This window comes from uncultured Bacteroides sp., from assembly GCF_910586915.1.
Lineage (GTDB): Bacteria > Bacteroidota > Bacteroidia > Bacteroidales > Bacteroidaceae > Bacteroides.
Map to the genome: position 1 here is coordinate 155904 of NZ_CAJULN010000003.1, position 18775 is coordinate 174678.

Consider the following 18775-nt stretch of genomic DNA (forward strand, 5'->3'; position numbering starts at 1 on the left):
TGAGTACAAAAGTAATAATAAAACGTTTAATACCGTATTTTTTTGTACTTTTACCATGAAAAATTAATTAAATCTATGGATTCAGCTAATAAATTATTTCTCTTAGACGCCTATGCACTGATATACCGGGCGTATTATGCCTTTATCAAAAGCCCGAGAATCAATTCGAAAGGGTTCAACACTTCGGCCGTGTTAGGCTTTGTCAACACGCTCGAAGAGGTGCTGAAAAAAGAGAATCCCACACATATAGGAGTGGCTTTCGACCCGTCGGGCCCCACCTTCCGCCACGAAGTCTACGAACAATACAAAGCGCAGCGCGAAGAGACACCCGAAGCCATCCGTCTTTCCGTACCTATTATAAAGGAGATTATACGCGCCTACCGGATTCCCATCCTCGAAGTGGCGGGCTACGAAGCCGACGACGTGATAGGAACCCTCGCCACCGAAGCCGGCAGGCAGGGCATCACGACCTATATGATGACGCCCGACAAGGACTACGGGCAGTTGGTGAGTGACAACGTATTCATGTATCGCCCCAAGCACACGGGAGGATTTGAAGTCATGGGCGTCGAAGAGGTGAAGGCGAAGTTCGACATCCAGTCGCCTGCGCAAGTGATTGATATGCTCGGACTGATGGGCGACTCTTCAGACAACATCCCCGGCTGCCCCGGCGTGGGAGAAAAGACCGCGCAAAAACTGATAGCCGAATTCGGCAGCATCGAGAACCTGTTAGAGCACACCGACCAACTGAAAGGGGCGCTCAAAACGAAAGTAGAAACGAACCGCGAACTGATTACGTTCTCGAAATTTTTAGCCACCATCAAGGTGGATGTCCCCATCCGGCTCGATATGGACACCCTCGTCCGCGAAGAAGCCGACGAGCATTCGCTCCGCAGCATTTTTGAAGAGCTGGAGTTCAGAACCCTCATCGACCGCGTGCTCAAAAAAGAGCCGGCCGGCAACGGAGCGACGGCAGCCACCGGCGGCAAACCCGCACCGGCAAAAGGCGCCCCCGCCCCTCTCCCGCTTTTTCCCGAAGAAGGGGAAGCCGTGCAAGGCAATTTATTTGCAAATTTCACGGGCAACGAGCCGGACGATGAAAAAAAATCAAATCTACAGACGTTAGAATCGCTCAACTTCAACTACCAACTTATTGATACAGAAGAAAAAAGAAAGGAAATTCTTCAAAAGTTGCTTACATCCGAAATTCTCGCGTTAGACACGGAGACCACGGGAACCGAGCCGATGGACGCCGAATTGGTAGGAATGAGCTTTTCCATCGCCGAAAACGAAGCCTTCTATGTCCCCGTCCCTGCCGAACGGGAGGAGGCGCTGAAAATAGTCGATGAGTTCCGTCCGGTTCTCGAAAACGAAACTTCGCTGAAGGTGGGGCAAAACATCAAGTACGACATGATTGTCCTTCAGAACTACGGCGCGGAAGTGAAAGGTCCCCTATTCGATACCATGATTGCCCACTACGTTCTCCAGCCCGAACTTCGCCACGGGATGGATTATCTCGCCGAGATTTACCTCCACTACCAGACCATTCACATCGACGAACTGATTGGGCCAAAAGGAAAGAATCAGAAGAATATGCGCGACCTCGCCCCGGCGGAGATATACCGCTACGCCTGCGAAGACGCCGACGTGACGTTGAAGTTGAAAAACGTGCTCGAAAGAGAACTGAAAGAGAACGACGCCGAACGGCTGTTCTATGACATCGAGATGCCCCTCGTCCCGGTACTGGTCAACATCGAGCGGAACGGCGTGCTGCTCGATACGGAAGCCTTGAAGCAGTCGTCCGCCCACTTCACCGCGCAGATGGAGTGCATCGAGAAGGAAATTTACGAACTGGCAGGCACCACGTTCAACATCGCTTCGCCCAAGCAGGTGGGCGAAGTGCTGTTCGACAGACTGAAGATTGTAGAGAAGGCGAAAAAGACCAAGACGGGACAGTACGTTACTTCGGAAGAAGTACTCGAAAGTCTCCGCCACAAGCATCCGGTAGTAGCGAAGATTCTGGAACACCGCAGCTTGAAGAAACTGTTGGGAACGTACATCGACGCCCTGCCCCAACTCATCAATCCGCGCACGGGTCGGGTGCACACCTCTTTCAACCAGACGGTCACCGCCACAGGACGCCTCAGTTCGAGCAACCCGAATTTGCAGAACATCCCCATCCGCGACGAAAACGGAAAAGAGATACGCAAAGCCTTTATTCCCGACGAAGGCTGCCTGTTCTTCTCGGCCGACTACTCGCAGATTGAACTCCGCATCATGGCACACCTCAGCGAAGACAAGAACATGATAGACGCCTTCCTCAGCAACCACGACATCCACGCCGCCACTGCCGCCAAAATCTACAAGCTCGACCTCGGCGATGTAGATTCCGATAAGCGCCGCAAAGCCAAGACTGCCAACTTCGGCATCATATACGGCATCTCCGTCTTCGGACTTGCCGAACGGATGAACGTGGAGCGGAAGGAAGCCAAAGAGCTTATCGACGGATACTTCGAGACCTATCCGGGCGTGAAGGCGTATATGGACAAAAGCATCCAAGTAGCCCAGGAAAAGGGATATGTAGAGACCATCTTCCACCGCAAGCGCTTCTTGCCCGACATCAACTCGCGCAACGCCGTCGTACGCGGATACGCCGAGCGCAACGCCATCAACGCCCCCATCCAGGGCAGCGCGGCCGACATCATTAAGGTAGCTATGGCACGCATATACCAGCGGTTCCGCACCGAAGGCCTGCAAGCGAAGATGATTCTGCAAGTGCACGACGAACTGAACTTCAGCGTCCCCATCGGCGAGAAAGAACGTGTCGAAGCCATCGTCATCGAAGAAATGGAAAAAGCCTACCGTATGCACGTCCCCCTGAAAGCCGATTGCGGCTGGGGGAAAAACTGGCTCGAGGCACACTGAAAACACGGCCGGGACACCCTCCGGCAAGCATCCATACCGACTGCGTACAGGACATATATATCCTGTCTCTTGCATCTATATCTGCTGCGTGCAGCATCTATATGTCCTGCACGCAGCAGATATATGCGCTGCAAAGAGTAAAAAAATGACCTGTCTGCCGCTCATTTCTACTGAAACTCAACAGGGTTTATTATTTTTTTACGTACCTTTGTTCCGTAAAACAAGAAAGAGCAACTGACGACCGAATGAGTCCACTGAATTTCACCCACATTCTGACACAGGCAGTCGATGAGCTATCGGAAAGCGAATCATACAAAGGACTGTTCCACCAGCACAAAGATGGCGAACCACTGCCCTCTGCTAAGGTCCTATATGAAATAATCGAACTTGCGCGCTCCATTCTCTTCCCCGGATATTACGGCAACTCCACCGTCAACAGCCGCACTGTCAATTATCATATCGGCGTGAATATCGAAAAACTGTTCGGCTTGCTCTCCGAGCAAATCCTCGCCGGATTGTGCTTCGGCCTCCGCACCGAAGAGGAATGCAGCGTCTGCTCCGACTCCAAACGGGAAGAAGCCGCACGACTTGCCGCCCGGTTTATCAGCGCGCTGCCCGCCCTGCGAAAGATATTGGCTACCGACGTCGAAGCCGCCTACAACGGCGACCCCGCCGCCGAAAGCTACGGCGAAGTCATCTTCTGCTACCCCGCCATCAAGGCCATCAGCAACTACCGCATTGCCCACCAACTGCTGGAGTTGGGCGTACCCCTGATTCCCCGCATCATCACCGAGATGGCGCACAGCGAAACGGGTATCGACATCCATCCGGCAGCGAAAATCGGCAGCCATTTCACCATCGACCACGGCACGGGTGTCGTTATCGGCGCAACAAGCATCATCGGCAACAACGTCAAACTCTATCAAGGCGTCACCTTAGGCGCCAAGAGTTTCCCGCTGGACGCCGACGGAAAACCCATCAAGGGTATCCCCCGCCACCCCATCCTGGAAGACAACGTGATTGTCTATTCAAACGCCACCATCCTGGGCCGAATCACCATCGGACACGACGCAATCGTGGGCGGCAACATATGGGTGACCGAAAACGTCGCCGCAGGAGCGAAAATCGTACAGACCAAAGCGAGAAAATAAAACAAAATAACTATATATGAACGAACAATTCGAGATGATTGCCAAGACCTTCCAGGGACTGGAAGAGATTCTTGCAGAAGAACTTACAACATTAGGAGCCAACGACATTCAAATAGGACGCCGCATGGTTTCATTCACCGGAGACAAACGCATGATGTACAAGGCGAATTTCTGCCTGCGCACCGCCATCCGCATTCTGAAACCTATCAAACACTTCACGGCCAAAAACGCCGACGAGGTTTACAACCAGATACAATCCATCCGATGGGAAGACTACCTCGATGTGAACAAGACATTCGCCATCGACGCAGTGGTGTTCAGCGATGAGTTCCGCCATTCGAAATTCGTTTCGTACAAAGTGAAAGATGCGATTGTAGACTACTTCCGCGAAAAGACCGGCAAACGCCCGTCCGTGCGCCTCAGCAACCCGGATGTATTACTGAACATCCACATCGCGCAAACCACCTGCACACTCTCGCTGGACTCTTCGGGAGAATCGCTGCACCGTCGCGGCTACCGCCAGGAAGCAGTGGAAGCACCGCTCAACGAAGTGCTGGCAGCCGGCATGATTCTGATGACAGGATGGCGTGGAGAGTGCGACCTGATTGACCCCATGTGCGGCTCGGGAACCATCCCCATCGAAGCTGCACTGATTGCAAAGAACATCGCTCCGGGCGTGTTCCGCAAAGGGTTCGCCTTCGAGAAGTGGGTAGACTTCGATGCAGATATGTTCGACGAGATTTACAACGACGACAGTCAGGAACGTGAGTTCGAGCATAAGATTTACGGATACGACAACAACCCGAAAGCCAACGAAATTGCCATACACAACGTAAAAGCCGCCGGCGTATCGAAAGACGTAGTGCTGAAGCTGCAACCGTTCCAGCAGTTCGAGCAGCCGAAAGAGAAATCCATCATCATCACCAATCCCCCGTATGGCGAACGTATCTCTACAAGCGATTTGTTGGGGCTGTACCAAATGATTGGCGAACGTCTGAAACACGCGTTTGTAGACAACGAAGCGTGGGTGCTTTCTTACCGCGAGGAGTGTTTCGACCAAATCGGACTGAAAGCAAGCCAGAAAATTCCTTTGTTCAACGGCCCGTTGGAGTGCGAGTTCCGCAAATACGAGATTTTCGATGGAAAGTACAAGGAGTTCAAGAGCCAGGAAGGAGATTTCAGACCTCGCAGAGAAGGAGACTTCAAGCCGCGTAGGGAAGGGGGCGACTTTAAAGACAGAAAACCGCGGGGCGACTTCCGCGGAGGAAGGGATTCAAGAGCACCGAGAGAATTTAAAGGAAACCGGGAACCGAGAATTCCGAAGCAGGAAGCGGAGTAAACAAGCATCAATAGTTAATTACACATTGACGCCAAACGGAGTGCTACCCACTCCGTCGGACAGAGTAAAATAGAAGGATTTAAAACAACTGATAAAGAAAAAAGCAATGAGTAAAATTGGAAGAAAAGCCATACTGCTGCTAATGGCATTACCAATCGGATTCAACGTTATGGCACAAGAAATCAAAAAGCCGACACTGGAAGAACTGATTCCGGGCGGCGACAACTACCTGTATGCAGAAAACCGCTACGGACTGCAATGGTGGGGTGATGAATGTATCAAACCGGGCGTGGACACTCTCTATGCGATTCAGCCCAAAACGGGAAAAGAGACAGTGCTCTTCACCCGCGAACAAGTGAACAAAGTACTGACAGAGGCAGGATATCCCAAGCTGTCGCACCTCTACGACCTCCAGTTCCTTTGGGATGACAAAACGGAAGTACTGCTGCCGCGCAACGTCCGCTACACCGTCTATAACTGGAAAAGCGGCGAAGTGACCGGCAGAGACGACCTTCCCAAAGAACCGGCTGCCAACTACGACTACGCCATCAACAAAAACCTCGCCTACACCGTCAAAAACAACCTCTATGTTAACGGACGACGCATCACCGACGAGCCCGAAGGCATCGTCTGCGGACAGACTGTTCACCGCAACGAGTTTGGCATCAACAAAGGTACTTTCTGGAGTCCGGAAGGCAACCTCCTCGCCTTCTACCGCATGGACGAAAGCATGGTGACGCAATACCCGCTCGTAGATATCACCGCACGCGTGGGAGAAGTCAACAACATCCGCTACCCGATGGCAGGAATGACCAGCCACCAGGTGCAAGTGGGCATCTACAACCCCGCTACGGACAAAACCCTCTATCTGAACACAGGCGACCCCACCGACCGCTACTTCACCAACATCAGTTGGGCACCGGACGAGAAAAGCCTCTACCTCATCGAACTGAACCGCGACCAGAACCACGCCAAACTCTGCCAATACAACGCAGAAACGGGCGAACTGATGCAAACTCTCTTCGAAGAGACTCACCCGAAATACGTAGAACCGCAAAACCCCATCGTATTCCTGCCGTGGGACGCCAACAAATTTATCTACCAAAGCCAACGCGACGGATATAACCATCTTTATCTGTACAACACCGAAGGCAAACTGCTGAAACAGTTGACCAAAGGCAACTGGCTCGTAAAAGAAATCTTAGGCTTCAACGCCAAACGTAAAGACATCATCTTCACCGCCATCGAAGGCTTGAAGAGCGGACACTTTGCCGTAAACACCACCAACGGCAAGATGAGCCAACCCTTCGACAACTGCCGCGAAAGCGAGCATAGCGGCGTACTCAACGCATCCGGCACGTATCTCATCGACCGCTATTCGACCACAGACCAGCCGCGCATCATCAACCTCGTAGACACCAAGAACTTCAAAGAGACAGTCAACCTGCTCACTGCCAAGAGCCCCTACGAAGGCTATCAGATGCCGAGCATCGAAACCGGCACCATCAAAGCAGCCGACGGAACCACCGACCTGCACTACCGCCTGATGAAACCGGCCGACTTCGACCCTGCCAAGAAATATCCGGTCATTGTCTACGTTTACGGCGGTCCTCACGCACAATGCGTCACCGGCGGATGGCAGAACGGCGCACGCGGATGGGACACTTATATGGCAAACAAAGGCTATCTCATGTTCACCATCGACAACCGTGGCAGCAGCAACCGAGGACTGGAATTTGAAAACGCCACCTTCCGCCGTCTCGGCATCGAAGAGGGCAAAGACCAGGTGAAAGGCGTCGAATTCTTGAAATCGCTCCCCTACGTAGACGGCGAACGCATCGGCGTGCACGGCTGGAGTTTCGGCGGACACATGACCACTGCCCTGCTGCTCCGCTATCCGGAAATATTCAAGGTGGGCGTTGCCGGAGGTCCGGTTATCGACTGGGGATACTACGAAGTAATGTACGGTGAACGCTACATGGACACTCCGCAGACGAACCCCGAGGGCTACAAGGAATGCAACCTGAAAAACCTCGCCGGGCAACTGAAAGGACACCTGCTCATGATTCACGACGACCACGACGACACCTGCGTGCCGCAACACGCCCTGTCGTTCATGAAAGCCTGTGTAGACGCACGCACCTACCCCGACCTGTTCATATACCCGTGCCACAAGCACAACGTATTAGGCCGCGACCGTGTACACCTGCACGAGAAAATCACCCGTTACTTCCTACAAAACCTATAACATAACCTATTACAGAGCACTACAATGAAGATATTATTACTTGGCTCGGGCGGCCGCGAACACGCACTTGCATGGAAAATTGCCCAAAGTCCGAAAGTTGAAAAACTATACATTGCTCCGGGAAACGCCGGAACAGCAGCCGTAGGCGAGAATGTCAACATCAAAGCGACCGATTTTGAAGCCATCAGCGCTTTTGCCTTGAAAGAAAACGTGGAGATGGTAGTAGTAGGCCCCGAAGACCCGTTAGTGGGAGGTATCTACGACTACTTCCAGGAGCGTCCCGAGCTGGCACACATTGCCGTAATCGGCCCTTCGGCAAAGGGAGCGCAACTCGAAGGAAGCAAGGAGTTCGCCAAAGGCTTTATGATGCGTCACAACATCCCGACAGCCCGCTACAAGAGCATCACTGCCGAGAACCTCGACGAAGGCCTCGCCTTCCTCGAAACCCTGGAAGCCCCCTACGTGCTGAAAGCCGACGGTCTTTGTGCCGGAAAGGGTGTACTTATCCTTCCCACACTGGAAGAGGCCAAGAAAGAGCTGAAAGAAATGCTGGGCGGTATGTTCGGTTCGGCTTCCGCCACCGTTGTCATTGAGGAGTTCCTGAGCGGCATCGAATGTTCCGTATTCGTCCTTACAGACGGCGAGAACTACAAAGTACTTCCCGTAGCCAAAGATTACAAACGTATCGGCGAAGGCGACAAAGGACTCAACACGGGCGGTATGGGCAGTGTGACTCCCGTGCCGTTTGCCGATGATGTATTCATGGAAAAGGTGCGCACACGCATCATCGAACCGACCATCAACGGACTGAAAGAGGAAAACATCACGTACAAGGGATTCATCTTCCTCGGACTTATCAAGGTGAAAGGCGAGCCGATGGTCATCGAATACAACGTCCGCATGGGCGACCCCGAGACAGAGAGCGTGATGCTCCGCATACAGAGCGACCTTGTCGAACTGCTCGAAGCCACAGCCGCAGGCAATCTGAACGAGAAGACGCTTACGACAGACCCGCGTTCGGCAGGTTGCGTCATCCTCGTCAGCGGCGGTTATCCCGAAACCTACGAGAAAGGATTCCCCATCAAAGGACTGGAACAGGCTGCCGCAACGGAGAGCATCATCTTCCACGCCGGAACGGCTCTGAAAGAGGGCGAGATAGTGACCAACGGCGGACGTGTCATTGCGGTGTGCTCCTACGGCGCAACGAAAGAGGAGGCACTCGCACAGAGCTACAAAGTGGCGGATATGATAGATTTCGAAAAGAAGTACTTCCGCCGCGACATCGGGTTCGACTTGTAAGAAGCAACATCACCGGGCGGTGTGTCAATACTCACCACAGGCAAGACGCACCGCCTTGAATACATTCGTAACTTCATGAGAAATAAAAAATTACAGAATCAAGTAACAACGGGACGGCTCACCCTGCCTGTCGTGACGCTTATCTGCACCCTCTGCTGGGTGGCGGCCTATTTTTTATTTCCCGACCTTACAGCCACCACTACCGGAAGCGCCTCTTCGCTGTGGCAAGCCGCCCGCGAACTGCTTCCCGGTTGGGCGGAACGCATCATCAGCTTTCTCGTCTACGCCGTTGTGGGCTATTTTCTGATAGAGCTGAACAACCAGTTCGGTATCATCCGCATGAGGGCTTCCATGCAGACGGCAATTTACTTCCTGTTGGTGGCGGCCTGTCCGGAGATGCACCTGCTGTATGCAGGAGACGTCGCCTCACTGGCTTTCCTCATTTCCATCTACTTCCTGTTTAGGAGCTACCAGCAACAGCAGGCGGCAGATTGCCTGTTCTATTCGTTCCTCTTCATCGGGGCGGGAAGCATTGTTTTCCCCCAGCTCACTGTTCTTTCGGTGCTTTGGCTGCTCGGCGCCTACCGGTTTCAGGCACTTACGCCGCGTAGTTTCTGCGGTGCGTTGGTAGGTTGGGCACTCCCCTACTGGATGCTGTTCGGACACGCCTTCTTCTACGATGAGATGGAACTGTTTTACCGTCCTTTCGTCGAACTGGCTACTTTCGGCGCAGCCTTCGACCTGAGCAGCCTTCAGGCTTGGGAACTGGCGGTACTCGGCTATCTGTTCGTGCTGTTCACCGTGAGCACGGTCCATTGCATCGCCGCCAGCTTTGAAGACAAGATACGCACACGGGCCTATCTGCAATTTCTGATAGACCTGAGTGTCTTGCTCTTTGTGCTGATAGCCGTCCAGCCAAACCATTGCAGCGATTGGCTACCGTTGCTCATGATAAGTTGCAGCATCCTTATCGGGCACTTTTTCGTACTGACCAACAGCAGAAGTTCCAATGTGTTCTTCATTGTCTCGCTGGTCGGGCTTATCCTCTTATTCGCATTTAATATATGAACGCTTTTACTGATTCAATCGTACAACTCCTCATTGAGTGGGGGCTTCCGGGAATGTTTGTCGCAGCCCTGCTGGCGGGGAGTGTGGTTCCTTTCAGTTCCGAAGTGGTGTTAGTGGCGCTGGTACAGCTCGGACTGCCGCCCGTTGCCTGCCTCGTATCCGCCACCTTAGGCAACACGGCAGGCGGAATGACCTGTTACTACATGGGGCGGCTGGGCAAGATATACTGGATTGAAAAGTACCTCAAGGTAAAGAAAGAAAAAGTAGACCGGATGGTGAGCTTCCTGCAAGGCAAAGGGGCCATGATGGCGTTTTTCGCCTTCCTGCCCGCCATCGGGAGTCTGATAGGCATTTCGCTGGGCTTCCTGCGCAGCAACATATGGCTCACAGCCGGCGCCATGCTGACAGGCAAACTGCTGCGCTATGTGCTGCTGCTCTACGTTTTTGAAACCGCCTGGCGGGCAATAGCCGGATAGACGGGTCTGCAAGCAGCCATCGTCAACCACCGGCAACATAGGTATTACGTATTTATAAGATTGTATGATGAAAAAAATTATCGAGAAAACCGAAGACGGAAGCGCCACGCTGTTCGTGCCCGAACTGAACGAACACTACCATTCGACGAAAGGGGCACGCACCGAATCCCGGCATATCTTTATCGACATGGGACTGAAAGCCTCTGCCGCCCCCTCTCCGCGCGTTCTTGAGATAGGCTTCGGCACCGGACTGAATGCCTGGCTCACACTCGCCGAAGCCGAAAGGAGTGGACGCGACGTACACTACACGGGACTGGAACTCTATCCCCTCGAATGGCAGACGGTGGCGCAACTGAACTACGTTGCGAACGACGAGCAAGTGACGGTGAACGGTAAGCAACAGTCTGCCGCCCACCTGTTCGAGCAACTCCACACTGCCGCCTGGGAAGAGGAAGTGCGGCTCACCCCCCGCTTCACCCTGCAAAAGATACAAGCCGACGCCAACCGCTACGTCGCGGACGGAGGAGGGCGTTTGGACGGAACGGCAGACGTCATTTACTTCGACGCCTTCGCCCCCGAGAAGCAACCGGAGATGTGGTCGCAAGAACTATTCGACCGTCTTTATGTTTTATTAGCCAATGAGGGCATTCTGACCACATACTGCGCCAAAGGCGTCGTGCGCCGGATGCTACAGGCGGCGGGATTCATCGTCGAACGCCTGCCGGGTCCCCCGGGCGGCAAACGGGAGATATTGCGCGCCCGCAAACAAGCGTAAAAACAAGAACAAGAATAAAAGAAACCCAATAACCCCCGAAATAAAAGAAAACCCATGAGAAAGCAACTGAGAAATATAAGCACGTTCCTTCTACTCGGCTCCTGCCTGCTGACGGCAGCCTGCGCCGGACGCGCGTCCAAAACCGACAACAGCGAAGCGGAAAAGCCGGTGATTACCGTCACCCTCGAACCGCAGCGTTACTTCACCGAAGCCATCGCGGGCGACAAGTTCGAGGTAGTGAGCATGGTTCCCAAAGGTTCCAGTCCGGAGACCTACGACCCCGTGCCCCAGCAGCTCGTCTCTCTCGGCGACAGCAAAGCGTACTTCCGCATCGGATACATCGGCTTTGAACAGACCTGGATGGAGCGTCTGATGGATAACACGCCCCACATACAAGTGTTCGACACTTCGAAAGGCATCGACCTTATCCTCAACAACGGCAACCACGAGCACGAACACGACCACAATCACGACTCGCACGACGGACACGTGCACGCCGTAGAGCCGCACATCTGGAATTCGGCTGCCAACGCGCTCACCATCGCCGGCAACACCTACAAAGCCCTCCGCCAACTGGACAAAGCCAACGAGGCTTATTATATGGCGCGTTACGACTCTCTCTGCCGCCGCATCCAGCAGACCGACAGCGTGATTCGCCAACAGCTCTCCGCCCCCGAAGCGGCCAAAGCCTTCATGATTTACCATCCTGCCCTCTCCTACTTCGCCCGCGACTACGGACTGCATCAGATTTCCATCGAGGAAGGTGGCAAAGAGCCTTCGCCCGCTCATCTGAAAGCCTTGATAGACCTCTGCAAAGAGGAAGGTGTAGGCGTCATCTTCGTCCAGCCGGAGTTTGACAGGCGCAACGCGGAAACCATCGCGCAGCAGACCGGAACGAAGGTTGTACCCATCAATCCGCTCAGCTACGACTGGGAGGAAGAGATGCTGAAGGTGGCGAAGGCGCTGAATGGAAAGGAATAAGGCCATGAAAGCATTCATCTTCGCTCTTTCAGTTGCTCTTTCCCTGTCGGGAAGTGCACAAAACAAGCATCAAATCTACAGCATCGACGGCAACCGGCGCATCATACCCGTGGAAAGTATGATAAATCCCATAGGGTATGAAAGGATTGAATTTAACGGCTATCACCCGTCGCAATTTGTAACGGTAGGAAGCACCCGATACGCAATCAAAATAGCGACAGACGAACTCGAAGACAAAGGCTCCGGCTTTAACGTTATCGAAATACACAAAGGAACAGAAAAATTAATGGAATTGAGAGACATTGATATGTGGACTTATATGTATGCCGGAAAATCTGCTACAAACTATCGCAAATACACAGACAACCGTTACTTCATTCCTTTAGAACTAAAGCCGGACATTAAGGCACTCTGCTTTGTAGGCTGGCCGTACGGAGGTGATTTGTCCCTGCTGACAATAGTCGTACTGACCGAAAACGAAGCAAAACTTGTATTCAATAAGCGCGTCTCTATTGTTACAATGGCAAAGGAAGAAGGAGAATACACACTGAAAGTCCAAACAAACCTGGAAGAATTCGACTCTTCCGGCGTGCAAGTCATTTTCCAAGAATACACAACGATGAATTCCAAAGACGGAATCCTCTATATAGGAGACTTCGAGGAATAAGAACAAGACTGTCCGCCATCTTCCCATCACTCCCAAAACGAGGGAAATACACACTCATATTCAATTAGTTACAGCACATATATCTCCTGCGTGTAGGACATATAGATGCTGGACATTGGATATATAGATGCTGGAGACAGGAGATATATGCGGTAGAAACAGGACATATATATGCTGCAAATCGGTCATACAGCAAGGGAAAACAGCGGATAAAGAACCACCCTCTGAAAGCCCCGCACCGCACTCCCGCCCCCAAGCCATCGCCTGAAAAAACAAAGCCTACACAGCCCATTGGGAATAATTCGCCTCCCCTGCGCCCGGAAATCCCGAAAATCTACGTACATTTGCAACATGATTCAAGTCGTCCAGCAAACATTTTACGCAAAATGGCAAACCCTATCATCGAAATAAAGAACCTCTCTGCCGGATACGACGGCCGCAACGCCCTCCACGACATTAACCTTTCTGTCTACGAACGCGACTTCTTAGGCATCATCGGCCCCAACGGCGGCGGCAAGACCACGCTTGTAAAGTGCATCTTAGGTTTGCTCTCCCCCAGCGGCGGAGAAATCATCTTCCACTGTAAGCCCTCGCTGGGCTACCTGCCCCAATACAGCACCATCGACCGCAAATTCCCCATCTCCGTAGAAGAAGTAATCCTCTCCGGACTGAGCATACAGAAGCCGCTCACCTCCCGCTTCACCCCCGAACAGCGCGAGAAAGGCCGGCAAACCGTCGCCCGCATGGGACTGGAAGGACTCGAACACCGCGCCATCGGGCAACTGAGCGGCGGGCAACTCCAACGTGCCCTCTTAGGACGCGCCATCATTTCCGACCCTTCAGTGCTTATCCTCGACGAACCCAGCACGTACATCGACAAGCGTTTCGAAGCCCGCCTCTACGAACTGCTGGCAGAAATCAACAAAGAGTGCGCCATCATCCTCGTCAGCCACGACATCGGCACGGTATTGCAACAGGTGAAGTCCATCGCCTGCGTCAACGAGACGCTGGATTATCACCCCGACACCGGCGTCACCACCGAATGGCTGGAAAAGAACTTCAACTGCCCCATCGAACTGTTGGGACACGGCACATTGCCACACCGCGTCTTGGGAGAGCATCATCATCACCACCACTAAACGCGGCGGCAGCATTCCAGCAAGGCACACCACCAATCTACGCCCCCACCCGCCTCCCAAAAGAAAAATAACACTAATAATCGCCACACCCTAACGCATTATTCTCACAAATCACTATCTTTGCGACCGCATAATTTGTTTTTAACGAATAAACTACCATCGTGCTAATGAAACAGTACAGAACCGTAAACAACCTTATGGGTTGGCTTGCATTCATCATTGCGGCAACCGTCTATTGCCTCACGATAGAACCAACCGCAAGTTTCTGGGATTGCCCTGAGTTTATAACCACCGGCTACAAACTGGAAGTCGGACACCCGCCCGGCGCACCGTTCTTCATGCTGATGGCGAATTTCTTCACACAATTCGCATCCGACACCACCACAGTAGCGAAAATGGTGAACTACATGAGCGCCCTGATGAGCGGCGCCTGTATCCTGTTCCTCTTCTGGAGCATCACCCACCTGGTTCGCAAACTGATTGTCAGCGACGAAAACAACATTACCAAAGGACAACTCATCACCGTGATGGGTAGCGGACTGGTCGGCGCAATGGCTTATACCTTCAGCGACACCTTCTGGTTCTCCGCCGTAGAGGGCGAAGTATATGCATTCTCCTCCCTGTTCACCGCAGTCGTTTTCTGGCTGATTCTCAAGTGGGAAGACGTTGCCGACCAACCGCACAGCGACCGTTGGATTATCCTCATCGCCTACCTCACCGGATTGAGTATCGGCGTGCACCTGCTCAACCTCCTCTGCCTGCCCGCCATCGTATTGGTTTACTACTATAAGAAAACCCCGAACGCCACTGCCAAAGGTTCGCTCCTCGCACTTGCCGGCTCCGGACTGCTGGTGGCTGCCGTCCTCTACGGTATCGTACCCGGTATTGTGAAAGTAGGCGGATGGTTCGAACTGCTGTTTGTCAACGGACTCGGTATGCCGTTCAACTCCGGCGTAGTGGTCTATATCCTACTGCTTGCCGCCGCACTCATCTGGGGCGTGTACGAAAGCTATACGGAGAAGAACAAGATGCGCATGGCAGTCTCCTTCATCGTCACCATCGCCATGCTCGGTATCCCGTTCTACGGACACGGCGCAAGCAGCATCGTCATCGGCCTTGCAGTCATCGCTGCATTAGGGCTTTATCTCGCCCCCAATATGCAGGCTAAGATAAAAGAGAAATGGCGCATTTCAGCCCGCACCATGAACACGGCATTGCTGTGCACGATGCTCATCGTAGTGGGATACTCCTCGTATGCGGTTATCGTCATCCGTTCCACCGCCAACACGCCGATGGACCAGAACTCGCCCGAAGATATCTTCACATTGGGCGAATACCTCGGGCGCGAACAATACGGAACCCGCCCACTCTTCTACGGCCCCGCCTTCTCCTCCAAAGTGGCGCTCGACGTAAAAGACGGCTACTGCATTCCCCGCCAGTCGGAAACGGGCAGCAAGTACATCCGCAAGGAAAAGACCTCGCCCGACGAGAAAGACTCATACATCAAACTCCCCGGACGCATCGAATACGAATACGCACAGAATATGCTATTCCCGCGTATGTACAGCCCGTCGCACGCCCCGCTCTACAAGCAATGGGTCGACATCAAAGGCTACGACGTGCCCTACGACCAATGTGGGGAAATGGTCATGGTGAATATGCCCACCCAATGGGAGAACATCAAGTTCTTCTTCTCCTACCAGTTGAACTTCATGTACTGGCGCTACTTCATGTGGAACTTCGCCGGACGGCAGAATGACATACAAAGCACCGGAGAAATCGAACACGGCAACTGGATTACCGGTATCCCGTTCATCGACAACCTCTTGGTGGGCAATCAGGAGTTGCTCCCGCAAGACCTCAAGAACAACAAAGGACGCAACGTATTCTACTGCCTGCCTCTGATACTCGGTCTGATAGGACTGTTCTGGCAGGCCTATTACAGCCAGAAAGGCATCCAGCAATTCTGGGTAGTGTTCTTCCTCTTCTTCATGACCGGTATCGCCATCGTGCTCTACCTCAACCAGATGCCCGCACAGCCGCGTGAGCGAGACTATGCATACGCCGGCTCGTTCTACGCCTTCGCCATTTGGATAGGTATGGGTGTGGCAGGTCTGATACAGTGGTGCTCGCGCATAAAGCCCCAGTTGCGTCTTGTCGAAGGAGCCACAGAAGAAGAAGCCGACAGAATACGCAAGATACTCACCGAGAAGCAAGGCAAATTCATCAGCCCGCAGGAAGAAGCCGACTTGCAGCAACAACTTGCCGACCTCTACGAGCCGTATATCGACTACAAACCCACAGTCGTCGTAGCAAGCATCCTGACGCTGCTCTGCCTGTTTGTACCCATCCAGATGGCAAGCCAGACATGGGACGACCACGACCGTAGCGGCCGCTTCGTAGCCCGCGACTTCGGACAGAACTACCTGATGACCCTACAGGAAGAGGGTAACCCGATTATCTTCACCAACGGCGACAACGATACCTTCCCCCTGTGGTACAACCAGGAAACGGAAGGCTTCCGCACCGACGCCCGTACCTGCAACCTCAGTTACCTGCAAACCGACTGGTACATCGACCAGATGAAGCGTCCCGCCTACGACTCTCCCTCGCTGCCCATCACCTGGGACCGCGTGCAGTACGTAGAAGGACAAAACGAGTATATCCCCGTACGCCCCGAGATAAAAGTCCTTATCGACAGCTACTTCAAGCAGGCAAACGAACTCGCCGCACAGGGAGACACCACCATCCTGTCGCTCGTACACTCCATCTTCGGCGAAAACCCCTACGAACTGAAGGAAATCATCAACCGGTGGATGCTCGGCAAGAACGACCAACTGAAAGAACTGCTCAAAAAGACCGGCAAGGAGATAGAGCTGCCGCTCATCCCCACCGACAGCATCGTGATGACGATAGACAAGGACGCCGTACGCCGCTCCGGCATGAAGATACCCGAAGCCTTAGGCGACTCCATCCCCGAATACATGACCATCACCCTCAGAGACGCCAACGGCCGCCCGAAACGCGCCCTCTACAAGAGCGAACTGATGATGCTCGAAATGCTTGCCAACGCCAACTGGGAACGCCCCATCTACATGGCAATCACCGTAGGCAGCGACAGCCACCTCGGCATGGACAACCACTTCACGCAGGAGGGTCTCGCCTACCGCTTCACACCGTTCGATACGGACAAGCTCAACAGCAAGATAGACAGCGAGAAGATGTACGACAACCTGATGAACAAGTTCAAGTTCGGCGGCATCGACCAACCGGGCATTTACATTGACGAGAACACGATGCGTATGTGCTACACCCACCGCCGCATCTTCACGCAGCTTGCAGGCCAGCTCATCAAGGAGGGCAAAAAGGAGAAGGCAATCTCCGCCCTCGACTACGCCGAAAAGATGATTCCGGCCGGCAACGTGCCCTACGACTGGGCAAACGGCGCCTTCCAGATGTCAGAAGCCTATTATCAGTTGGGCGAGAAAGAGAAAGCCGACAAGATTATCGACGAACTTGCCAACAAGTCGCTCGAATATATGCTTTGGTATCTCAGCCTAAGCGACAACCAGCTTGCCATCGCGGGCGAGAATTTCGTCTACAACGCCAGCCTGCTTGATGCCGAAATCCGTCTGATGGAGAAGTACAAATCGGAAGAACTCCTCAAGCACTACTCCGACCAGCTCGACCAGCTATACAACGAGTATGTGACAAGAATGAAAAAATAAACTTTATAAAAAAGGGAAGTGTGTCGGAAAACGCACATACGTTTCGACACACTTCCTTACAACCGACTCTATGTTTATAGAACAGCCACCCTGGTTTTTTCGTGCCTTGTATCCGCAGGCCATCTTCCGGATGAACCCGAACGAACGGACAGTCTACCTGACGTTCGACGACGGTCCCATCCCCGAAGTAACCCCCTGGGTACTGGATGTACTGGACAAGTACGCCGTCAAAGCCACCTTCTTCATGGTAGGCGACAACATCCGCAAGCACCCGGACGAATTCCGTATGGTGGTAGAACGCGGACACCGCACCGGAAACCATACCTTCAACCACATCCGGGGATTCGAATACTCCAACTCCGACTACCTGGCAAACGCCAAGAAGGTAGACGAAATGATTCACTCCAACCTCTTCCGCCCTCCCCACGGCCATATGGGACTCCGCCAGTACTATACGCTGCGCCATCACTACCGCATCATCATGTGGGACCTCGTCACCCGTGACTACAGCAAGCGGATGCGCCCCGAAGAGGTGCTCAACAACGTAAAGCGGTATGCACGCAACGGCTCCATCATCACTTTCCACGACTCTCTGAAGTCCTGGAACAATGGCAACCTGCAATATGCCCTCCCCCGCTCCATCGAGTTCCTGCAAGCGAAAGAATATCAGTTTAAGGTATTATAATAATAGGATTATCGCTATCTTCCCCTAACTGCAAAACAAAAAAGTTACAGCCTAACAATCAGCTTGTTACAGTATATATATCTGCTGGCCACAGGAGATATAGATGCTGGAAGTTGGAAATATAGATGCTGGAGACAAGACATATATGCGGTGGAAGTAGGATATATATGCACTGCAAATCGCTCATACAGAGCGGGAAAATAGCGGATAATCATCTATAATAAAAACAACCTCTTAAAGCTATATACCCAATTTAGCCAATGTACCGAGTTCTAGCAGAACTTGGTACATTTT

The 18775-nt window shown here is 52.9% G+C and carries 12 protein-coding genes and 2 pseudogenes; all 14 read left to right on the forward strand.

The genetic code is table 11. The features are described 5' to 3' along the window. Positions 1–75: 75 nt before the first annotated feature. The 14 genes and pseudogenes from polA (at position 76) to QZ331_RS02470 (ending at position 18481) form a co-directional block, all read left to right on the forward strand. Entirely contained in the window at positions 76–2925 is a 2850-nt protein-coding gene (gene polA / locus QZ331_RS02410; RefSeq protein ID WP_294627732.1) for a DNA polymerase I, read from the forward strand. A gap of 245 nt (positions 2926–3170) precedes the next feature. After that, a complete protein-coding gene (locus tag QZ331_RS02415; RefSeq protein ID WP_294627733.1) occupies positions 3171–4076 on the forward strand; it encodes a serine acetyltransferase in 906 nt (301 codons plus the stop codon). A 16-nt stretch (positions 4077–4092) separates the two neighbouring features. After that, positions 4093–5415: a THUMP domain-containing protein gene (locus QZ331_RS02420; RefSeq protein ID WP_294627735.1), complete on the forward strand. Its 1323-nt coding sequence runs from the start codon at positions 4093–4095 to the stop codon at positions 5413–5415. Positions 5416–5521: 106 nt separating this feature from the next. After that, positions 5522–7663, forward strand: coding sequence for a DPP IV N-terminal domain-containing protein (locus QZ331_RS02425; RefSeq protein WP_294627737.1), 2142 nt, complete (start codon positions 5522–5524; stop codon positions 7661–7663). 24 nt (positions 7664–7687) lie between these two features. Further along, positions 7688–8962, forward strand: coding sequence for a phosphoribosylamine--glycine ligase (purD, locus tag QZ331_RS02430; RefSeq protein WP_294627739.1), 1275 nt, complete (start codon positions 7688–7690; stop codon positions 8960–8962). A 75-nt stretch (positions 8963–9037) separates the two neighbouring features. Next, complete coding sequence (locus tag QZ331_RS02435) at positions 9038–10030, forward strand: hypothetical protein (RefSeq protein ID WP_294627742.1); 993 nt, start codon at positions 9038–9040, stop codon at positions 10028–10030. Next, complete coding sequence (locus tag QZ331_RS02440; RefSeq protein ID WP_294627744.1) at positions 10027–10506, forward strand: VTT domain-containing protein; 480 nt, start codon at positions 10027–10029, stop codon at positions 10504–10506. Before QZ331_RS02435 ends, QZ331_RS02440 begins: the two co-directional genes overlap by 4 nt. Before the next feature lie 67 nt (positions 10507–10573). Beyond that, entirely contained in the window at positions 10574–11281 is a 708-nt protein-coding gene (mnmD, locus tag QZ331_RS02445) for a tRNA (5-methylaminomethyl-2-thiouridine)(34)-methyltransferase MnmD (RefSeq protein WP_294627759.1), read from the forward strand. Between the two features lie 54 nt (positions 11282–11335). Beyond that, positions 11336–12262, forward strand: coding sequence for a zinc ABC transporter substrate-binding protein (locus QZ331_RS02450; protein WP_294627746.1), 927 nt, complete (start codon positions 11336–11338; stop codon positions 12260–12262). Between the two features lie 4 nt (positions 12263–12266). After that, complete coding sequence (locus QZ331_RS02455) at positions 12267–12929, forward strand: hypothetical protein (RefSeq protein WP_294627748.1); 663 nt, start codon at positions 12267–12269, stop codon at positions 12927–12929. Positions 12930–13315: 386 nt separating this feature from the next. Then, positions 13316–14068 (forward strand): metal ABC transporter ATP-binding protein, encoded by a 753-nt coding sequence (locus QZ331_RS02460; protein ID WP_294627750.1) that lies wholly within the window; start codon positions 13316–13318, stop codon positions 14066–14068. Positions 14069–14235: 167 nt separating this feature from the next. Continuing rightward, positions 14236–16188: pseudogene (locus QZ331_RS14435) on the forward strand (DUF2723 domain-containing protein); the annotation flags it as partial. Positions 16189–16380: 192 nt separating this feature from the next. Then, a pseudogene (locus QZ331_RS14440) lies at positions 16381–17796 on the forward strand (hypothetical protein); the annotation flags it as partial. A gap of 70 nt (positions 17797–17866) precedes the next feature. Then, entirely contained in the window at positions 17867–18481 is a 615-nt protein-coding gene (locus QZ331_RS02470; protein WP_294627753.1) for a polysaccharide deacetylase family protein, read from the forward strand. The last annotated feature ends 294 nt before the right edge of the window (positions 18482–18775 follow it).